The 18,541-nt window shown below is 44.1% G+C and carries 18 protein-coding genes; 7 read left to right on the forward strand and 11 right to left on the reverse strand.

The annotated features are described in order from the left end of the window. Positions 1 to 38 precede the first annotated feature (38 nt). The 3 genes from ACM0OZ_RS21480 to ACM0OZ_RS21490 form a co-directional block, all read right to left on the reverse strand. Complete coding sequence (locus ACM0OZ_RS21480) at positions 39 to 179, reverse strand: hypothetical protein (protein ID WP_414584847.1); 141 nt, start codon at positions 177 to 179, stop codon at positions 39 to 41. 111 nt (positions 180 to 290) lie between these two features. Next, positions 291 to 806, reverse strand: coding sequence for an isopentenyl transferase family protein (locus ACM0OZ_RS21485; protein ID WP_414584848.1), 516 nt, complete (start codon positions 804 to 806; stop codon positions 291 to 293). Between the two features lie 265 nt (positions 807 to 1,071). After that, positions 1,072 to 1,857 carry a pentapeptide repeat-containing protein gene (locus ACM0OZ_RS21490; RefSeq protein ID WP_414584849.1) on the reverse strand — a complete coding sequence of 262 codons (786 nt, stop codon included), beginning with the start codon at positions 1,855 to 1,857 and terminating at the stop codon, positions 1,072 to 1,074. Positions 1,858 to 2,446: 589 nt separating this feature from the next. On the opposite strand from ACM0OZ_RS21490, the gene ACM0OZ_RS21495 reads away from it, so the two are divergent. Next, positions 2,447 to 2,875, forward strand: coding sequence for a hypothetical protein (locus ACM0OZ_RS21495; RefSeq protein WP_414584850.1), 429 nt, complete (start codon positions 2,447 to 2,449; stop codon positions 2,873 to 2,875). A 176-nt stretch (positions 2,876 to 3,051) separates the two neighbouring features. Here the strand turns inward: ACM0OZ_RS21495 and fghA are convergent, their stop codons facing one another. The 4 genes from fghA to ACM0OZ_RS21515 all read right to left on the reverse strand — a co-directional run bounded on the left by fghA (position 3,052) and on the right by ACM0OZ_RS21515 (position 6,742). Next, entirely contained in the window at positions 3,052 to 3,900 is an 849-nt protein-coding gene (gene fghA / locus ACM0OZ_RS21500; protein WP_414584851.1) for an S-formylglutathione hydrolase, read from the reverse strand. Between the two features lie 67 nt (positions 3,901 to 3,967). Then, the gene (gene iscB / locus ACM0OZ_RS21505; RefSeq protein ID WP_414584852.1) at positions 3,968 to 5,260 is read right to left on the reverse strand and encodes an RNA-guided endonuclease IscB; all 1,293 of its coding nucleotides are present in this window, start codon (positions 5,258 to 5,260) and stop codon (positions 3,968 to 3,970) included. Further along, entirely contained in the window at positions 5,253 to 5,402 is a 150-nt protein-coding gene (locus ACM0OZ_RS21510; protein ID WP_414584853.1) for a hypothetical protein, read from the reverse strand. The genes iscB and ACM0OZ_RS21510 overlap by 8 nt, the downstream gene beginning before the upstream one ends. Before the next feature lie 230 nt (positions 5,403 to 5,632). Beyond that, entirely contained in the window at positions 5,633 to 6,742 is a 1,110-nt protein-coding gene (locus tag ACM0OZ_RS21515) for an S-(hydroxymethyl)glutathione dehydrogenase/class III alcohol dehydrogenase (RefSeq protein WP_414584854.1), read from the reverse strand. Between the two features lie 382 nt (positions 6,743 to 7,124). Here ACM0OZ_RS21515 and ACM0OZ_RS21520 point away from each other — a divergent pair, with 382 nt between their 5' ends. The 3 genes from ACM0OZ_RS21520 (at position 7,125) to ACM0OZ_RS21530 (ending at position 11,910) form a co-directional block, all read left to right on the forward strand. After that, positions 7,125 to 8,408 carry a valine--pyruvate transaminase gene (locus ACM0OZ_RS21520; protein ID WP_414584855.1) on the forward strand — a complete coding sequence of 428 codons (1,284 nt, stop codon included), beginning with the start codon at positions 7,125 to 7,127 and terminating at the stop codon, positions 8,406 to 8,408. 36 nt (positions 8,409 to 8,444) lie between these two features. Continuing rightward, complete coding sequence (rimM, locus tag ACM0OZ_RS21525) at positions 8,445 to 9,185, forward strand: ribosome maturation factor RimM (RefSeq protein WP_414584857.1); 741 nt, start codon at positions 8,445 to 8,447, stop codon at positions 9,183 to 9,185. Positions 9,186 to 9,528: 343 nt separating this feature from the next. Next, on the forward strand, positions 9,529 to 11,910 hold the full coding sequence (locus ACM0OZ_RS21530) for a phosphoketolase (RefSeq protein ID WP_414584858.1): 2,382 nt from the start codon (positions 9,529 to 9,531) through the stop codon (positions 11,908 to 11,910). 461 nt (positions 11,911 to 12,371) lie between these two features. On the opposite strand, the gene ACM0OZ_RS21535 is transcribed toward ACM0OZ_RS21530, so the two are convergent. Beyond that, positions 12,372 to 12,503, reverse strand: a complete 132-nt coding sequence (locus ACM0OZ_RS21535; RefSeq protein ID WP_332987535.1) for a hypothetical protein — start codon at positions 12,501 to 12,503, stop codon at positions 12,372 to 12,374. Positions 12,504 to 12,603: 100 nt separating this feature from the next. Here ACM0OZ_RS21535 and ACM0OZ_RS21540 point away from each other — a divergent pair, with 100 nt between their 5' ends. The 3 genes from ACM0OZ_RS21540 to ACM0OZ_RS21550 all read left to right on the forward strand — a co-directional run bounded on the left by ACM0OZ_RS21540 (position 12,604) and on the right by ACM0OZ_RS21550 (position 15,333). Continuing rightward, positions 12,604 to 12,774: a hypothetical protein gene (locus tag ACM0OZ_RS21540; RefSeq protein WP_414584859.1), complete on the forward strand. Its 171-nt coding sequence runs from the start codon at positions 12,604 to 12,606 to the stop codon at positions 12,772 to 12,774. Next, positions 12,767 to 13,816 (forward strand): type I glyceraldehyde-3-phosphate dehydrogenase, encoded by a 1,050-nt coding sequence (gene gap, locus ACM0OZ_RS21545; protein ID WP_414584860.1) that lies wholly within the window; start codon positions 12,767 to 12,769, stop codon positions 13,814 to 13,816. Before ACM0OZ_RS21540 ends, gap begins: the two co-directional genes overlap by 8 nt. Before the next feature lie 332 nt (positions 13,817 to 14,148). Beyond that, complete coding sequence (locus tag ACM0OZ_RS21550; protein WP_414584861.1) at positions 14,149 to 15,333, forward strand: transaldolase; 1,185 nt, start codon at positions 14,149 to 14,151, stop codon at positions 15,331 to 15,333. A gap of 267 nt (positions 15,334 to 15,600) precedes the next feature. On the opposite strand, the gene ACM0OZ_RS21555 is transcribed toward ACM0OZ_RS21550, so the two are convergent. From ACM0OZ_RS21555 to cmr4, 3 genes are read right to left on the reverse strand one after another with little or no spacing between them, the layout of a single operon-like run. Continuing rightward, positions 15,601 to 17,277 (reverse strand): RAMP superfamily CRISPR-associated protein, encoded by a 1,677-nt coding sequence (locus tag ACM0OZ_RS21555; RefSeq protein WP_414584862.1) that lies wholly within the window; start codon positions 17,275 to 17,277, stop codon positions 15,601 to 15,603. 16 nt (positions 17,278 to 17,293) lie between these two features. Next, entirely contained in the window at positions 17,294 to 17,662 is a 369-nt protein-coding gene (locus ACM0OZ_RS21560) for a hypothetical protein (RefSeq protein ID WP_414584863.1), read from the reverse strand. 2 nt (positions 17,663 to 17,664) lie between these two features. Continuing rightward, positions 17,665 to 18,531, reverse strand: a complete 867-nt coding sequence (gene cmr4 / locus ACM0OZ_RS21565; protein WP_414584864.1) for a type III-B CRISPR module RAMP protein Cmr4 — start codon at positions 18,529 to 18,531, stop codon at positions 17,665 to 17,667. Between the last annotated feature and the right edge of the window lie 10 nt (positions 18,532 to 18,541).

Genomic DNA, 18,541 nt, shown 5'->3' on the forward strand with positions numbered 1-18,541 from the left:
GTTCCGGATGCATGGCTACCGACAACAGAGGGGGCTGGCTACCAAGCTTGTAGCTGCAAATAATTTGATACTTGAGGCCTAACTACAGGGTGAGCGAGGGCTGACGGAGGGGCGATGGCGCGGAGCGCAGTCCCACAGGCGATCGCCCCTTGGGCGGGCACTTCGTGCCATCGCCGCATAACAATTTCAATGCACGCCGACCGTCGAAAGGTTATATCCTGAGCGTTATGAATGTTGTCTCTTGCGGGTGATTGGAAACCTTAGGCTGATGCACCATCTTTAAAGTTAGTCTAATTTTCAATTAATTCAAAAAATTGCTCTATCTGTTTAGTCTCACGAATGTGATAAACACTTTTGATGCTTTGAGCCTGCTCGATATACTCACGATATTTTGGGGTCAAATATTTGTGACATAACCAAAGCACGCGGTAGCTAGTAAGCGAACTCCTCAATATTGGACTCTTTTCGGGCCAGCCTTCTGGCGGTTTAAAGAAACCTGTGATTAGTCGTTTAGTTACCCACCATCCATGTACATATAGCGGTAGATCAACAAAAACCAGACTATCCGCCTCGTTCAGTCGTAGCCAGAGGGTTTCCATGCAACCAAACCCGTCAATAATCCATCGGTCAGTAACTAAAATTTGCTGATGGGCGCGCTTATAGTCTTCATGTGGAAGCTCAGTACCCCCTGATTGATATTGAATCTTGTCCAAGACGTGAAGTGGCAAACCAGTGATTTGGGATAATCTCTTGCTTAGAGTTGATTTACCGCCTCCAGTATTGCCAAACACCGCTACTTTTTTCATCGCCACTCTCCTTTTAGTGCAATCAAGTCACCTCGTAGAGTAAATTGAGTTATGAAACCCAGCATCGTATTCGTAAGTATTGTAAAGCATATTAGTTTGATAGTTTTGACAAAACATCACCCAACTGGGTCACCCAACTGGGTGAGTAGACTTCACCCAACTAACTACTAAGCGGCGGAAATAAAGCTACCATTCATGCGGAGAGAAAAAGCTTACTGTACAAGCATTCTGACCTTCAGCATAGCTGACGAATTGTACTAGATGCTTAGTCATGAATAGTATCTAGCATCTTTGCACGAGTCAGATTAGCATCTGTTAAGTCTACCCTGCTCAAATTACTACCATTGAGGTTGGCATTGCTCAAGTTGACCCTTCTGTCATTCAGATAACTAAGGTCATATATTCCCATTTTTCCAAAATTTGGCGATCCCACCAAGTTGGCTCCAGTAAGGTTTGCATATGTGAGATTAGCATCGCTCAAATCTGCCCCTCTCAAATCTGCTTTGCTGAGATCTGCGCCAAAGAGGTTCGCTCCCCTCAAATCTGCTGCACAAAGATCTGCTCCAGAAAGGTTAGCGCCACAGAGATTAGCTCTGTTGAGGTCGGCAAATCTTAGACTAGCCTGACTCAGATTTGCATGACTGAGGTTGACTCCACTGAGACTAGCCCGAAAAAAAAGACCGTGACTTATAACGCATATACCTAAGTCTGCCCTTGTGAGGTTCACTCCACTCAAGTTGGCTCCATTAAACTCGACTGAACCTAAAAATAATCCATCACTAAGGTCTGCATGAGTCAAGTCTGCTCCACTCATATCTACCATAGTAAAATCTGCTCCTCTCAAGTCTGCATCGCTAAGATTTGCGTTTCGCAGTTCCGCAAAGTAAATTTTTGCACACTTGAGGTTCGCATGACTGAGATTCACATCGTCTAAAATCGCAGACAATTTTACATAACTTAGGTCAGGCTTAAAGTCTGGGTTGCTCTCCCTCCTTTTGTTCCAGACTTGAACTCCTAGCTCAAGTAGGGTCAAGTCATCGACATCTACCATAACAGTACTACTGTGAATATTTCTGAAGATAAGTTGCGATCGCAACTAGGATGAAGACCTATTATATGCAACCTCAAATCTTACATAAAAGTACTGCGAGAGAAACTTTATGATCGCTTTTCGATTCCTTTAATATCAATTCCTAAAGTTGCTGCTATTTTAGATTTAATTATGTCTGCTTCAGCGACTATAGTATCAAGTCCTCTGTTTCGAGATTGTTCTGAATTTTCTGCTCTAAGACTTGAATAAGTTCTGCTAGCATTTGTCCGTTGCTTTTAAAAGGAGTCTCACTATTATAATGCTATTTGTCCTAGAGTAGGCGATGGACTCAGCCCTGCCAGTGAGGGCGATCGCCCAAGAACAAAAAATGAAGCTTTCACCCTTAGATGTTTTCTCTCAGATTTATAAATCTTTTATAAACTTTATAAAAATAATATTATCTGTGTAGAATTCAAGAATTAATTTCATTCTTCGTAGGAAATTTAGATAAACTTTCGCTAGCCATTTTGTTATTAAATTTACATAAAAAACACAATATCACACTATTTTACATTAGAAAATATCTGGGAGAAAGTTAAGTTGAGACTTTATGTTGTGCAAAAGCGTTGAAGAGATGAAAATAGAGTACCGCCCTATTGATAATTATTCTGGAGGTGCTGGCTTTGAAAAAGACAACCTTGAACAATTAGAAATTCGTCAATGGAAGTGGGTGTTGCCAAGGCGAGAGCAGAATAGTGGTTTTTACCTAGGTACTTGGAAATGCTCGTTTTTCTCTGACGATCGCACTCGTCGCTATTTATTTGGCTACGTTTTAGTTTTTGAAAAAATTGAAACAATTCGGGCATTCATACACTTCTTTGACCGAAGTTTAGATTTTGGATGGCAGCGTCAGGAATTAGAAAGTGAACATTTCGATGTAGAATGCGCGAAGAAATGGTGTGAAACCACAGCACAGGAAATATTAAATCAGATTGAACTACAGCGACAAAAGTTTGATGAATTGGTCAGAATAACATAGTAAAATCCAACTTGGTATCAAGCTCTACGTGCATCTACCTTTCTTTTAAGCTAAATCCAAGTACTACACTGGTTTTTATTCTTCAACCTAGCCGCCTTAATATACGCGCTTCGTGGGGTTCTTAATGCCCTATCTTATGAATTTATAATTTTGAATTAAGCAAAGCGGTTGACGAATCAGTTTGCCCTTAATGAATCCGCATGGTGGCGGATGTGATCCTCGATAAAACTGGCGATGAAATAATAACTGTGGTCGTAGCCTTCCTGATAACGCAAGTTGAGTGGCTGATTGACTGCTGCACAAGCTTGCTCAAACACCTGGGGTAGCAACTGCTCTTTGAGAAATTTATCAGCAGTACCTTGGTCGATAAGAATGGAACTGTGATATCCTAACTGCCTGACCAATTCACTGGCATCGTAGGGACGCCAACTTTCTTTCTGCTCACCAAGGTAGCGGCTAAACGCCTTTTCACCCCAAGGACAGCGCATTGGTGCGGCGATGGGTGCAAAAGCAGAGACTGATTTGTATTGCTGGGGGTTTCGTATCGCGCACACAATAGCACCGTGTCCCCCCATTGAATGACCGAAAATGCCTTGTTGCTCTGGTTGTACGGGGAAATGTTGAGCAATCAAACTAGGCAACTCATAGACGACATAGCTATACATTCGGTAGTGTGATGCCCAAGGTTCAACAATCGCATCCACATAAAAACCAGCACCAGTGCCAAACTCCCAGTCGTCATCCTCGCCAGGTATACCAGTATTGCGGGGGCTAGTATCCGGTACAACAAGCATCAAGCCGTATTTTGCCGCGTATTTTTGTACTCCGGATTTTACCATAAAAGTTTCTTCAGTGCAAGTCAAACCGGAGAGGAAATAGAGAACTGGCACAGGTTTCTGAGTGGCTTGCGGTGGTTGGTAAACGGCGAATCGCATTTCCCCGTTGCAGGTAGAGGAGGAATGAGAGTAAAAGCCGAGTTTGCCACCGAAGGATCTATATTCAGAAATGAGGTTTAGATTAGTCATGAGTCATGAGTCATTAGGTATTTAAATTTAGGGTACGTTAGCGATCGCAACGCCCAAAGCATGTGAATTACTGGACATTAGTGGAAAACGCATACATATATCCATCATTACGATGAATTGATTTGCAGTATTTGTGGCGCACTGGGCTAACCTTGCCTTTTGGCGTTCTCATCTCAAAAACGCCACTTTCTCTTACGGTTAATCTACCTACATGAATACCTGCAAATTTCCCAGACGGAAGAATTGCACGTACCATGTCGCCAGTTTGAAACCCAAAGAAAGTTTTGCATTGTGTTCTGTATTTGATAGGAAAACCGTATTTATTAGGTGTACACATTTGGCGGTTTCCCCATCCTTTAGCCGTAATGAGCAATGGTTGTTGTGTCAAAACGTGTAGATTGTTGACGATTCCAACACAAGCTGCATCTATCCAATGAGATTTAGGTAGTTCCAATCGAATGCGGTTGTATTTGGTTCTACCACCTGTTCCACTTTCTAGAGGTAAACCGGTTTGTTTCAACCTGTTGAATAAAGCCCACCGTGTTGTGTTGACAGCGGCTGCATCTTTTAATGGTTGTTTAGCTTGTCTCAATATACGACTTAGCACATCTGGCTTTTTAGCTAAAAAATCCTTAATATTTCTATTCCCCTTAGAAGAGTTGCATGAATGGCAAGCGAGAGTAAGGTTAGAAACGCCATCGCTACCACCCTTTGATTTTGGGTGAATATGTTCCACTTCTAAACGGGTATCAGTAGCACCACAATAAGCGCATTTTCTGCCCCATTTCTCTAGCAGGTATTCTCTGACTTGGTACCCGGCTAGCTCACCCTGTTGGTATTCAACACCGGATATTTCAGGGTTTTGCATCTCCTTAGTATCGAACTTTACCAATTCTTGAGATATCCCAGTAATAGGAACATATCTAAGGATACGCTTTACCCAAGTAGAGATATTTTCTACTCTAGATTGTAAGCTAGGTGGCAACCATCCTTTGGGGCGAGTGCGGTTAAGAAATCGAGGTTTGCGATAACGAGTTTTACGATTGCGACGACTGCGACGAATTGCACGACGCGATTCTAAATCGTTCTTTATTTGCTGTCCTCTGTGGGTTAACTCAGCACCCCAAACTACTTTCTTCTCTTGTACAATTGCTAGTCCTGTTGTCTTTGATCCTGGATCAATTTTTAATTGATGAGCCTGTGTTTTTGGGTTAGGCACAGCGTATTTGAAAATAATTGTGAACGGATAACGACGGAATACTGCCGCTTTATCCTGTTTTAACAATCGTCTTGCTTGTCCTGGTGGTACAGGGTCAAGTGATTGTTTGTTGGTATCTAGAACGAACACAAAATTAGACATTTTGTCCTCCCATTCCTGGGGTAATGTTTTCCTCGTCAATGTTATCTAAGCTTGTTAGGTAAACCACACTTCCGCGCGCTAAAAACAGATGTTTAATAGTTGACGACAGAGCTACAAGCTGGAAAGCACCCGTAGGTGTCATGACTTAAATAACGTAGCTTTTGCTTAGACTGGCTATCTATACACTGTTTGAACTAGTTGTCTAGCTTTGTCCAGTGTTTAGCGGATAGCCTAACATACCAACCTACCCAACTTCTTTATACGGCAATACGGTTGCCGATAAGACTATTTGCAAAAACGATAACCAATGGTAGAGACGTTGCATGCAACGTCTCTACACGTGTGAAATGGCTATATTGGGAACAAGGGAAGCTAAAACGTCACCACACTACGAATTGACTCTCCCCTGTGCATCAAATCAAAAGCATCATTAATCTGCTCAATGGGCATCACATGAGTAATTAAATCGTCAATGTTGATTTTGCCCTGCATATACCAATCAACAATTTTCGGCACATCGGTACGTCCTCTTGCCCCACCGAACGCCGAACCTTTCCAAACACGCCCAGTCACAAGTTGAAAAGGACGGGTACGAATCTCCTCGCCAGCACCAGCGACGCCGATAATCACACTAACGCCCCAACCTTTGTGACAACATTCCAAGGCTTGGCGCATGACATTTACATTGCCGATGCATTCAAAACTGTAATCAGCACCGCCTTTAGTTAAGTCAACCAGATAAGGAACCAAATCTCCTTCAACTTCCTTGGGGTTGACGAAGTGAGTCATGCCAAATTTTTCTGCCAAAGCTTTCTTGTTGGGATTGATATCTACCCCCACAATCATATTCGCTCCCACCATCCGCGCCCCTTGGATGACATTTAAACCAATACCGCCTAAACCGAAAACCACCACATTAGCTCCCGGTTCCACTTTTGCCGTATTGATGACTGCACCAATTCCCGTTGTCACACCGCAGCCAATGTAACAAACTTTATCAAACGGCGCATCTTCGCGAATTTTTGCCACGGCAATTTCCGGCAACACCGTATAGTTGGAAAAGGTGGATGTCCCCATGTAGTGATGAATCATCTGCCCATCAATGGAAAAACGACTGCTGCCATCGGGCATGACACCGCGCCCTTGTGTAGCGCGAATTGCTTGACAAAGATTGGTTTTGAAGCTGAGGCAATATTCGCACTGACGGCATTCTGGCGTGTATAGGGGAATAACATGATCCCCAGGCTTGACACTAGTGACGCCTTCCCCTAGCTCCACAACAACGCCAGCGCCTTCATGTCCCAAAATAGCCGGGAATAAACCTTCGGGATCCGCACCAGAAAGAGTGTAAGCATCGGTATGGCAAACTCCGCTCGCTTTGATCTCCACCATCACTTCCCCAGCATGGGGTCCCTCTAGTTGAACTGTTTCAATCCTCAACGGCTTACCAGACTCATAAGCCACTGCTGCTTTTACTTCCACTCTTCAGCCCTCCTATGCAGGTTTCTTGACACTCCCCATGCCGTCGATGCAGGGGATTCTTGGTTCACAGTCCAATCGTAACCCCGCAGGATTGCTCCAACAGAACCTTAGGATCGAAATACTACAAAAAAGCTTAGCGGACGAGTAGTGGGTATGAGGCGAATAATTGTACAGTACTATTAGTTTTTGCTAAATTCTGTACCTTTTTTCTGTGAATAAGAACCGCTATAAATATTAAATATAGTGTTGCTGTACGATAATGACATTCTGTAGTTACATTGGATAAAAGGATAAAAGCGGTAGCAGCTGTTTTGGCAACAGCATATCAGCAGCAACGACTAAATAACTTGTCAACCACTAAATTACACCGATTTTTTCGCTTATGAACCCTGCCCTGACTCAATTCGGCGCTCATATGTCCCAGCTGACAGGCGTCAGAGCCATTATGAAGGACATCATCGAAACTTTACGATCTGGTGCGGGGCAGCAATTCATTAATTTGAGTGCTGGCAATCCGTTAATTTTGCCGGAAGTAGAACAATTATGGCGGGATTGTACCGCACAATTGCTAGCTAGCCCAGAATATGGTGAAGTCGTTTGTCGTTACGGATCAAGTCAGGGTTATGCACCACTTGTTGAAGCAGTTGTGGAGGATTTTAATCGGCGATTTGGGTTAAATTTGAGCGATCGCAACATCCTTGTCACACCAGGTAGTCAAAGCCTCTACTTCTACGCTGCTAATTCTTTTGGCGGGTACACCACCAGCGGTGAACTCAAGCAAATCGTTCTGCCCCTGAGTCCTGACTACACAGGTTACGGTGGTGTCACTTTAGTGCCAGAAGCCTTGATTGCCTATAAACCTGCTCTAGATATCGACGCCGCTGCACACAAGTTTAAATATCGCCCCGACTTCAGCAAACTGTCGATTACAGAAAACACTGGTTGCGTCATCTTCTCTCGCCCCTGCAACCCCACTGGTAATGTCCTCACAGATGATGAGGTGAAAAAAATTGCTGCCCTCGCTGCACCTTACGATGTGCCGGTGTTTATTGACTCGGCATATGGTCCTCCCTTCCCGGCGTTAAACTTTACCCAAATGACGCCAATCTTCGGTAATAACATCGTGCATTGCATGAGTTTATCGAAAGCTGGGTTGCCAGGAGAACGCATTGGAATTGCTATTGGGGATGAACAGGTGATTCAAGTTCTAGAGTCTTTCCAAACAAATGCCTGTCTCCATGCATCACGTTACGGACAAGCCATAGCAGCGCGTGCTATTACCTCTGGTGGGCTGGCGGAAATTTCTACTTCTGTCATTCGCCCGTTTTACCAGAATAAGTTTACTGTTTTGGAAAGCACGTTAAACGAAGCGATGCCCAAGGATTTACCTTGGTTCCTCCATCGCGGTGAAGGGGCAATCTTTGCTTGGTTGTGGTTGCCGGATTTGCCAATAACTGACTGGGAATTTTACCAGGAACTCAAGCGTGTTGGTGTCATAGTTGTACCTGGTAGTACCTTCTTCCCAGGTTTACACGAAGAGTGGGAACACAAGCAACAGTGTGTCCGTATTAGCCTCACCGGAAGTGATGAGGAAATTGTTACAGGTATGCAGCGTTTGGCAAAAGTGGTACAACAGGTTTATCAGCTTTCGGCTGTTAGTGCTTAAACCAACCGCCAAGACGCCAAGGACGCAGAGGGAAAGATGAGGAATAAGGGGACAAGGGGAGATAAGAAAGATAAGGGAGATAAGGGAGATAGGAAAGCAACATCTTCCTCATCCCCCTCATCCTCCTCATCCCCCTCATCCTCCTCATCCCCCTCATCCTCCTCATCCCCCTCATCCCCCTCATCCCCCTCATTCTCCCGACTCCCCACTCCAATACCAGAAGGTTGGCTGGAAATTGGTACGATTGTTGCACCTCAAGGGTTGCGTGGGGAAATGCGGGTTTACCCTAACACGGATTTCCCCGAACGCTTTGAGGTACCTGGAAAACGGTGGTTGTTGCGTCCGGGCGAGGCGGAACCGCAACCTGTAGAATTGCTGTCAGGACGTTATGTTGAAGGGAAAAATTTATGCATCGTCACACTTGGTGGAGTGGAAAATCGCGATCAAGTAGAGGAGTTGCGCGGTTGTAAGTTGATGGTTCCAGAGAGCGATCGCCCTCAATTGGGAGAAGATGAATATCATGTCGTAGATTTAATTGGCTTGCAAGTTTTCATGCAAGAATCTGGCGAACTTGTTGGCATAGTGGTAGATATTATCCCGGCTGGTCATGATTTGTTGGAAGTGCAGTTGCAGCAGCAACAAAGTCAAACGACAAAAGACAAAAAACAGAAGACTGTTTTGATTCCATTTGTGAAAGCCATTGCACCAGTCGTAGATATAGCAGCAAGGCGCATTGAAATTACGCCACCAGATGGCTTATTGGAAATAAACGATTAGAGAATGGGGAATTAGATTACTTGCCAATAAGAAAATGTTCCTCTACCTAAAGATAGAGTTTAATTTTTATCAAGCTTTACAGGTAAAAAAGTTATCTCAATTTCTAGACTTAGATTAAATGATTCTTAAATAAAAGCCGAGGTAACACCTGGGTTGCTAGCGTTTTATAGAGGTTTTTAACCGGATTTGTTCAGGTTTTTTTAGATACGACAAAATAGCTACTACTTCGACATTTTCCAGTTGACTACTGGAAAGATTGGTCATGAGTAAGATGATCATCATGCCGAAGACAACTAAACTTCCAGGTGATTTCGTCTACATCCTTTTGTAATGGAGTTTTGACATGACTTTAGCCAGTCCTCCACAGACAAAGCCTTTAACAGATGAAGAATTGCGGAATATGAACGCCTATTGGCGTGCAGCGAATTATCTTTCAGTTGGACAAATATATTTACTCGACAATGCACTGCTGAAAGAACCGCTGAAGATAGAACACATTAAACCCAGACTTTTGGGTCACTGGGGAACAACTCCTGGTCTTAACTTCCTTTACGTTCACCTCAACCGGATCATCAAAAAGTATGACCAGAACATGATCTACATTGCTGGTCCTGGTCACGGTGGTCCCGGAGTCGTTGCAAACGTTTACTTAGAAGGCACTTACAGCGAGTATTATCCCAACATCTCCCAAGATGCTGAGGGTATAAAGAAACTCTTCGTACAGTTTTCTTTCCCTGGTGGTGTTGGTAGCCATTGCACCCCAGAACTTCCTGGTTCTATCCACGAAGGTGGTGAACTCGGATATTCCCTCTTCCACGCCTACGGTGCTGCCTTCGACAACCCTGACCTGATCGTTGCTTGCGTTGTTGGTGATGGCGAAGCGGAAACCGGACCTCTAGCCACAAGCTGGCACTCGAACAAGTTCCTCAACCCTGTGTATGATGGGGCTGTTCTGCCGATCCTCCACCTCAACGGCTACAAGATAGCCAACCCGACGGTGCTGTCACGGATCAGCCATAAGGAGTTGGAAAGCTTATTTATAGGCTACGGTTACAAGCCTTACTTTGTGGAAGGTTCCGACCCGGAAACTATGCACCAGTTGATGGCAGCAACTCTGGAAACTGCCATGAACGAAATCAAAGAAATTCAGGAAGACGCGCGGAACAATGGCTTTCGTGAACGTCCACAATGGCCCATGATTATCCTGAGAAGCCCCAAAGGTTGGACAGGACCCAAGGAAGTCGATGGCGAGAAAACGGAGAATTATTGGCGATCGCACCAAGTTCCTTTTGGGGAGTTGGCAAGCAAGCCAGAACACCTCAAACTCCTAGAAGAGTGGTTGAGGAGTTACAAACCAGAAGAACTTTTCGATGAGAACGGCAAGTTCATTCCAGAACTCGCCGAATTGGCTCCCAAGGGACAGCTGCGCATGGGTGATAACCCCCATGCTAATGGCGGTCTTCTGCTGCGCGACTTGAGAATACCTGACTTTGAGAATTATGCCCTCAAAGTTACCGAACGAGGCAGGGATGTTGGCGAAGCTACTAAGGTGACGGCAAAATTCCTGCGGGATGTGATGAAACTCAACACCGAAAGCCGCAACTTCCGCATCTTCGGTCCAGACGAAACCAAATCAAACCGCTTAGATGCTGTGTTTGAGACAACAGACCGCACTTGGGCAGCCGAGAGACTTCCTGAAGACGCAAACTTGTCTCCCGAAGGTCGGGTGATGGAAATTCTTAGCGAAAATGCCTGTCAGGGGTGGTTAGAAGGATACCTCCTTACAGGTCGCCACGGCTTCTTCTCCTGCTACGAGGCCTTCATCCACATTGTAGACTCTCAGTTCAATCAGCATGCCAAGTGGCTTGACACGAGCCAGGACATTCCCTGGCGCAGACCCATTGCTTCCCTCAACTACCTCCTCACCTCCCATGTTTGGCGGCAAGACCACAACGGCTTTTCTCACCAAGACCCCGGTTTTATCGACGTTGTAGTCAACAAGAAAGCAAAAGTGGTTCGGGTGTATTTGCCCCCCGATGCCAATTGTTTGCTATCGGTAACTGACCACTGTTTGCGTAGCCGTGACTATGTCAACGTCATCGTTGCTGGGAAACAACCCGCTCTACAATACCTGGACATGGATGCAGCAATCAAACACTGCACTAAAGGTCTCGGTATTTGGGAATGGGCAAGCAATGACAAAGGTGGTGAACCAGATGTGGTGATGGCATCTGCAGGAGACATTCCCACTATGGAAAGTTTGGCGGCGGTGGACATCTTGCGGCAGAACTTCCCTGATCTCAAGGTGCGGGTAGTGAACGTGGTGGACTTAATGAAACTTCAGCCTGAAAGCGAACACCCGCACGGACTCAACGACAAAGACTTCGACAGTATTTTTACCACCGACAAGCCGATTATCTTTGCCTTCCACGGTTATCCTTGGCTGATTCACCGTCTAGCATATCGCCGGACAAATCATGCAAATCTTCATGTGCGGGGTTACAAGGAGGAGGGAACGACCACCACGCCCTTTGATATGACCGTAGTTAACGATTTAGATCGCTTCCACCTAGCGATAGACGTGATTAATCGCGTACCACATTTAGGGTACAAAGCGGCTTATGTCAAGCAGATGCTGCAAGACAAGCTGATCGAACACAAGCACTACATTAACAAGTACGGCGAGGATATGCCAGAAATCCAGAACTGGAAGTGGCCCCACTAAAGGGACTAGTGATTGGGGACTGGGTGAATTCGTGACACTCCTACACCGCCGCAAGCGGTCGGTGTAGGCTTCTGGCAGATTTTATCTTTCCAGAGCTTCGTTCGTGGTACTCCAACTGTTTCCCATTACCGCAGTTTATAGTCAGGTTCGTGTCCTGCCCGACTTGAATGATTTCAAAACCATTGACCTACGTTCCTTAAAGATTTTACGCACCGGAGGCAGTAGTCGGCTATTAATAGCAATTTAAGACCGCACTTCCCGATGCAACCCCTTATCTTTAGTTGTCTAGGTACGGATAGTTGACCAGCTTTTTAGTATGCGTCAACACCTCTCTATGTTAGCAGATTGGGTAGATACTGCCTACCCACTTATGAAAGAATCAAAGGTTAAACTTGAGGATATCAACAAAGCAGGTTAAACAAGTTGCGGTCATATGCAGCAAGCAAAGATAAGACAATCACTCAAATTGTCGAAGACGCTTGTTGATAGGTTGCCCAACACGGAGATTGGCGCTCATTGCACTGTCCCCACTCCCGAATCAACCGACAGTTGATATTGGTCGCTTTACGTACAATGAGCACCCCGGCATTCATCCCACACCTCCTGACGGTAGGATGTGGGGCTTCTGCCGGAGCTAGCTAAGTCCTCAAACCTTAACAAACCTTAAAAGATGCCAATTAAATCCGCTTTCTGTTGCATATACTGTCAGGATTGGGTCAAGAAGATATTGAAGAGCCTGGGGAAGATGAGGGAAATGAGGAAGAATTTGCTCCTCCTACTCTCCCCGACTCTCTTTTGGGGTCAAAACCCCCAGAAATCCCTAGTGTTGTGATTTTCAACAACAGGAGTTTTCAAATTGACTAAGCTGAAAGTTGGTATTAATGGATTTGGTCGGATTGGGCGACTTGTGTTTCGCGCTGGCATCAACAACCCCAACATCGAGTTTGTCGGCATTAACGACCTAGTACCACCAGATAACCTCGCTTACCTACTCAGGTACGACTCAACCCACGGAACCTTTAAGGGCAAAGTTGAAGCCAAGGAAGATGGCATTGTTGTCAACGGACATTTCATTCCTTGTGTGTCAATTAGGAATCCAGCAGAATTGCCTTGGGGTAAATCCGGGGCAGATTATGTAGTAGAATCTACAGGGCTTTTCACCAATCATGAAGGAGCAGCAAATCACCTCAAAGCAGGAGCAAAGCGGGTGATCATTTCCGCTCCCACGAAAGATCCAGACAGGGTTCCTACTCTGCTGGTGGGTGTCAATCATCACCTGTTTGACCCAGAAAAAGATACCATCGTCTCTAATGCTAGCTGTACCACAAACTGTTTGGCTCCTGTCGCTAAGGTCATCAACGACAACTTTGGATTAACTGAAGGGCTGATGACTACAGTACACGCCATGACCGCCACTCAACCAACTGTAGACGGTCCCAGCAAAAAGGACTGGCGAGGAGGTCGCAGTGCGGCGCAGAACATTATTCCCTCTTCTACAGGCGCAGCAAAAGCCGTAGCACTTGTTTTGCCGGAGTTGAAGGGCAAGTTGACTGGTATGGCATTCCGGGTTCCGACGCCCGATGTTTCAGTCGTTGATTTGACTTTTAAAACTGCCAAAGCCACGAGCTACAAAGAAATTTGCGCTGCGATGAAGGAGGCTTCCGAAGGCGAGCTACAAGGTATCTTGGGCTACACGGAAGACGAAGTTGTTTCTACAGATTTTCAGGGAGATATCCGTTCCAGCATCTTTGATGCGGGTGCTGGTATTGAACTGAATTCTAACTTCTTTAAGGTTGTTGCCTGGTACGACAACGAGTGGGGTTACTCGAATCGCGTGATTGACCTCATGTTGTCTATGGCACAGAAGGAAGGTCTGTTGGAACGCATAGCGGCGACTGTAGCTTAACAGTTATCAGTTAACAGTTACCAGTTATCAGTTACCAGTTATCAGTTACCAGTGATCAGTTAACACTAACAACTGTTAACTACATTTGTAGCAGCAATCCGGTAATGGGATATTTGGAACCGCAGATGCACGCAGATATACGCAGATAATTTATCTGTGTGCATCTGTTGTTTATCTGTGGTTTGATTTTCCAAAAATGACTTCTGTAAGAAGTGTAGTGCTGATTCATCCGTGAGAAAATAATTGTAAATGTATAATTTTTAATTTTCCCAAAAAGCTAACATTTGCCAGTAGTCTGTTGCTGATCTAAATCTTTGATTTAAGGAGTTAGTATGTCTAAAAATTTACTTGAACAATTACGGGAAATAACTGTTGTGGTTGCAGATACGGGGGATATCCAAGCGATAGAAAAGTTTAAGCCGCAAGATGCGACTACCAACCCCTCTCTGATTACTGCTGCGGCACAGATGCCAAACTATCGGGAAATTGTGAACCAGACTTTACTCCAAGCAAAGAAAGATGCAGGTTCGCAAGCAAGCCAAAAGGAAGTGGCAACTCTGGCGTTTGACCGTTTGGCAGTGTCGTTTGGGTTGAAGATTTTGCAAATTATTCCTGGTCGGGTGTCTACGGAAGTCGATGCACGCCTTTCCTATGATACGGAAGGTACTGTTGCTAAAGCACACGATTTGATTGCTCAGTATGAAGCGGCTGGTGTTTCGCGCGATCGCGTTCTCATCAAAATCGCCTCTACCTGGGAAGGGATTAAGGCTGCAGAAATCTTGGAGAAAGAAGGTATTCATTGCAACTTGACTCTGTTGTTTGGGATTCACCAGGCGATCGCCTGTGCGGAAGCTGGCGTAACTCTGATTTCCCCTTTTGTTGGGCGCATTCTCGACTGGTACAAAAAAGAAACCGGACGCGATAGTTACTCGCCTGCGGAAGACCCAGGAGTGGTTTCTGTGACTAAAATTTACAATTACTATAAGAAATTTGGCTATCAAACCCAAGTCATGGGAGCGAGTTTCCGCAACGTTGGTGAAATTACAGAACTGGCTGGCTGTGACTTGCTGACCATTTCTCCAGCACTGTTGGCTGAGTTGAACGCAACAACTGGGGAACTACCTCGTAAACTTGACCCCGCCAAAGCAGCAGCCACAGACATCGAAAAGATACCGATGGACAAAGCGACTTTTGACAAGATGCACGCTGCTGACCGGATGGCATCCGAAAAATTAGAAGAAGGTATCAAAGGTTTTACCAAGGCACTGGAAACTTTAGAAACATTACTGGCAGAACGACTTGCCCGTTTGGAGGGAGAGGCTACCCTCAGCCATGCCACTCAGGATATTTTTCATATCTACGATTTGGATGGCGATGGCTTCATCACCCGCGAAGAATGGATGGGAACCGACGCCGTGTTTGATGCGCTAGATGTCAACAAAGACGGCAAAATTACACCGGAAGAAATGGGCGCTGGGTTAGGCGCTGTTATTCAGATGGTGGAAGTCGCAAATTGACACTCCGCCGAGTGCCCAAATTTTATGATTCGATTCGCTAATCGACGCATCTCGCGAAATCGCTGAAACCAAAGAAGGAAAATAGCCCCCCTTTTTTAAGGGGAGCCACTGCGTTGGGCGGCTCTGCCGACAGTCCCGCAAGTGGCGGGGGTTGGGGGGATCTTCGCGCGATAAACAAGCTAACCGAACCGTATTGAAATATAAGTCAACGGTGTGAAGTACCCACCACTAAAACGGACTACCGTGGAAATAGAGATTTCCAAATGGCTATCTGGGTTCTTGTCCCCAAGATAACTGTAGCCCTTTGTGTTTTAGACTATTAATAAAGGGTCTGAGCTGGTCTCGCCAAGGAGTGCGATCGCCATGAAACACTGTGACAATTTCTAAGTATTGCTTACCGTCGTAGATTGGTAGCATTCGATGCCAGACAGAACTGACAAATTCCAGCTTACTTTTTTTGTTTTCGTCTCTACTGGGATTTCTACCTCCAATAGCTGGAGTATGTTTAAAAGGCTCTTGATGAAATAATTCTATAGCTTGTGACTTTTTGGAGATTTCTGACTCACTAAAGATTTCACTGTAAACAGCCACTCTTGCAGGATGCCATGCTTCTCGCCATTCTCTGATAGATGTAGGAGAATCTATAGAAAGATATTGCTGGCAGTTATGATAAAGTCGATTAAGAAAACCAGCTAAATCTTGTCTATTATTTATAGGTTCAAAACCTGTACATGTGCCAACCCAGTGACAACCAATAGCAAAATTATTTTGGTGATAACTAGGGAAAAAATGTTCATGAGATACCCGACGCCAAGTTTTTCCAAAACCACCCAGAACATAAGCGAATTGAACCACCTGTTGAATTAAACTTTGATTTTCCTGGCTATATATATGTAAAATACCTTGTGCGCTGTAGGTTGGATTTTTTGCTTTTGAGTTATGCTGAGGTTTGCGTGTTTGCTCCCAAAAAATTTTTACTCCACCTAATTTATCAGAACTACCAAATAATTCATTTGTTCTTTTTTTCACCAGTTCTTTATCATGACATACTCCTGCTAAGATACGACTAACATGACCTCTTAATGAGGCTTTAAAAATATTATGTCTAAATTCTGGTTTTCCTTGTCCTTGGGGTTCGTTCCCAGACCAGTTTTTACGTAAATCAACCTTTCCTTTAAGTAATGTCGAACTGACACCAGAACCACTCAGGCTTAAATGAATAGTTTCGGGAAAAGTCACAAAGTCTGGTTTACCAGAAATACCATAACAATTGCTGGTTTTTCCTCCAAGTCCTTGCTTTAATGCTGTTTCCAGTAAACTTTTAACTTCTTGCCAATCAATCTTCCTATCACTATTCTTATCGTTGTTACTAAATTCAAAAACTAAAGTTGGTTCCAATAAACTAATAAAGGTGTTGGCGTTGGTAGTTTCTTGTCTTTCTACTTGCTTTTCTTGTTGAGGATGAGCAATATCTAAAATAGTGTAACAAGTTTCAGATAATTGCTCTCCATTTCGTGTAATAGGGAACCGTACTTTTCCTGTCCAGTCACCAATGGGGTAAGCACCATGAAATCGTAAACATCCTGGTTTGTCTGTACTTCCGCAGTAGAAGAGTTTGTCTTCATGATTACAAACACGACGAAATAATCCTTTAATACTACTTCCGGGAATAAAAGGAATTCCTTTTTTCCCAAAGGGAGGACGTTGTATATTATCATCTTGTCCACTATTCGTAAAAACTCGATAGGGAAATTTGATTCTTATTCGATAAACTGAACCATCATATCCTTCAGGTTTAGAACCAAGTGAATGCTGAGAAACATTTCCATTTCCTTCTGGATCTATCCATTCTTTTAACCACTGGTCTCTGTCTTCAGTTTTAGGAACGAATTGTAACTGACAACGTTCTTCCCATTGTGCGCGATACATTCTTGGAACTTCCATAAAATTTCCTTCCTATTTAAACTATATTTTTATAGCGTTGTGTCCACCAAACTAGGCAATCACAAAGTTGAGTTAAAACAGCTAAAGCTATTTGTTGTTCTTCACGGGATAACTTCCATAACTCCTCTTTTTTTGGGTCGATACTGTCATGTTTGGGGATATAAATATCTGCACATGCCAGAATTTCTACTAGTTTGTCCCAAGTTTCTTTCCAAAAAGCTGCTTTTTTTGGTTCTTTTTCTAAACGTAAACCTTCTCCCCAAAATCTTTCTAGTCCATAAGCAACTGCTGTCCGCATTTTGTGAGATTCTTTAATCGATTCTTGAGTTTGTTTTTTAATCAGTTGTCTTGCGATATCATCTAAGCCATAAGACTGCCATGCCATAATCAATTATCCTCAGTAAAGTATTTGCCTGTTAAAGTTACTTGACATCGACCAAATCCAATTGATTCTAATCCGCCAAAGTACAATTCTTTAGACCATACTTTAGAAGTATTTTTTGATGCTTCCCATTTAGTTTCTTCTAATCCCAATTGCCAATAACCAGAATTATCTTCTTGTTCTCTAACGGCGACAGGAAAAACTAAAATACTACCTTCGGGTAAAGCCTCGACGTTAAAAAAACCTTTATCATCAGCAATTTTTTCTTCATCTTTTAAGCGGACTCGACTCTGGTGATAGAGTGCCATTTCGTGAATGATTCCTATGTCATTATCATCTACGACTACTAAGTTTACCGGCAAATCTTGTAAGCTTTGAGGGGTTGGAATCCACTGTGATAAATTATCCACTTGTTGCAACTTGTCGAGAAAACCTAAATTAAAAAATAGGACATTACGACGGTTTTGCAGTTGGACTTGATAAGGTTTAGGTAAGTTATCGGTAGATGAAGTTTTAGTAATTTTCTGGTAGCGACGTAGTAAGCGAGGACAAGTGACCCAAACAACAGGCTGACCGGGACAAAATACAGGAAGCCAAACTAGAGATGCATATTCAAATTTGATTAAAGCTTCAGTGGTACTGTTGGGATTATTTGGTTTTGCTTCGTGTCCGTAACAGTCATTAGCTAAATCTTTATTGTGTGATCGCATATCTGCACGAAACCGACCACGAATCGAACTCCCAGGTATTATCCCCGTCTGGGTAAACTGGTCGCGGAAAATCAGGTTTAAGTTACCTGTTTCTTCCCCCGCACTCGCTCCAACGTGCAGAGGTGCTAAAGTTTCAATAATGCCGTAAGCTTTTTGGTACATTTATATAACT

Source organism: Scytonema sp. PCC 10023 (assembly GCF_963920835.1).
Taxonomy (GTDB): Bacteria; Cyanobacteriota; Cyanobacteriia; order Cyanobacteriales; family Nostocaceae; genus Kalymmatonema.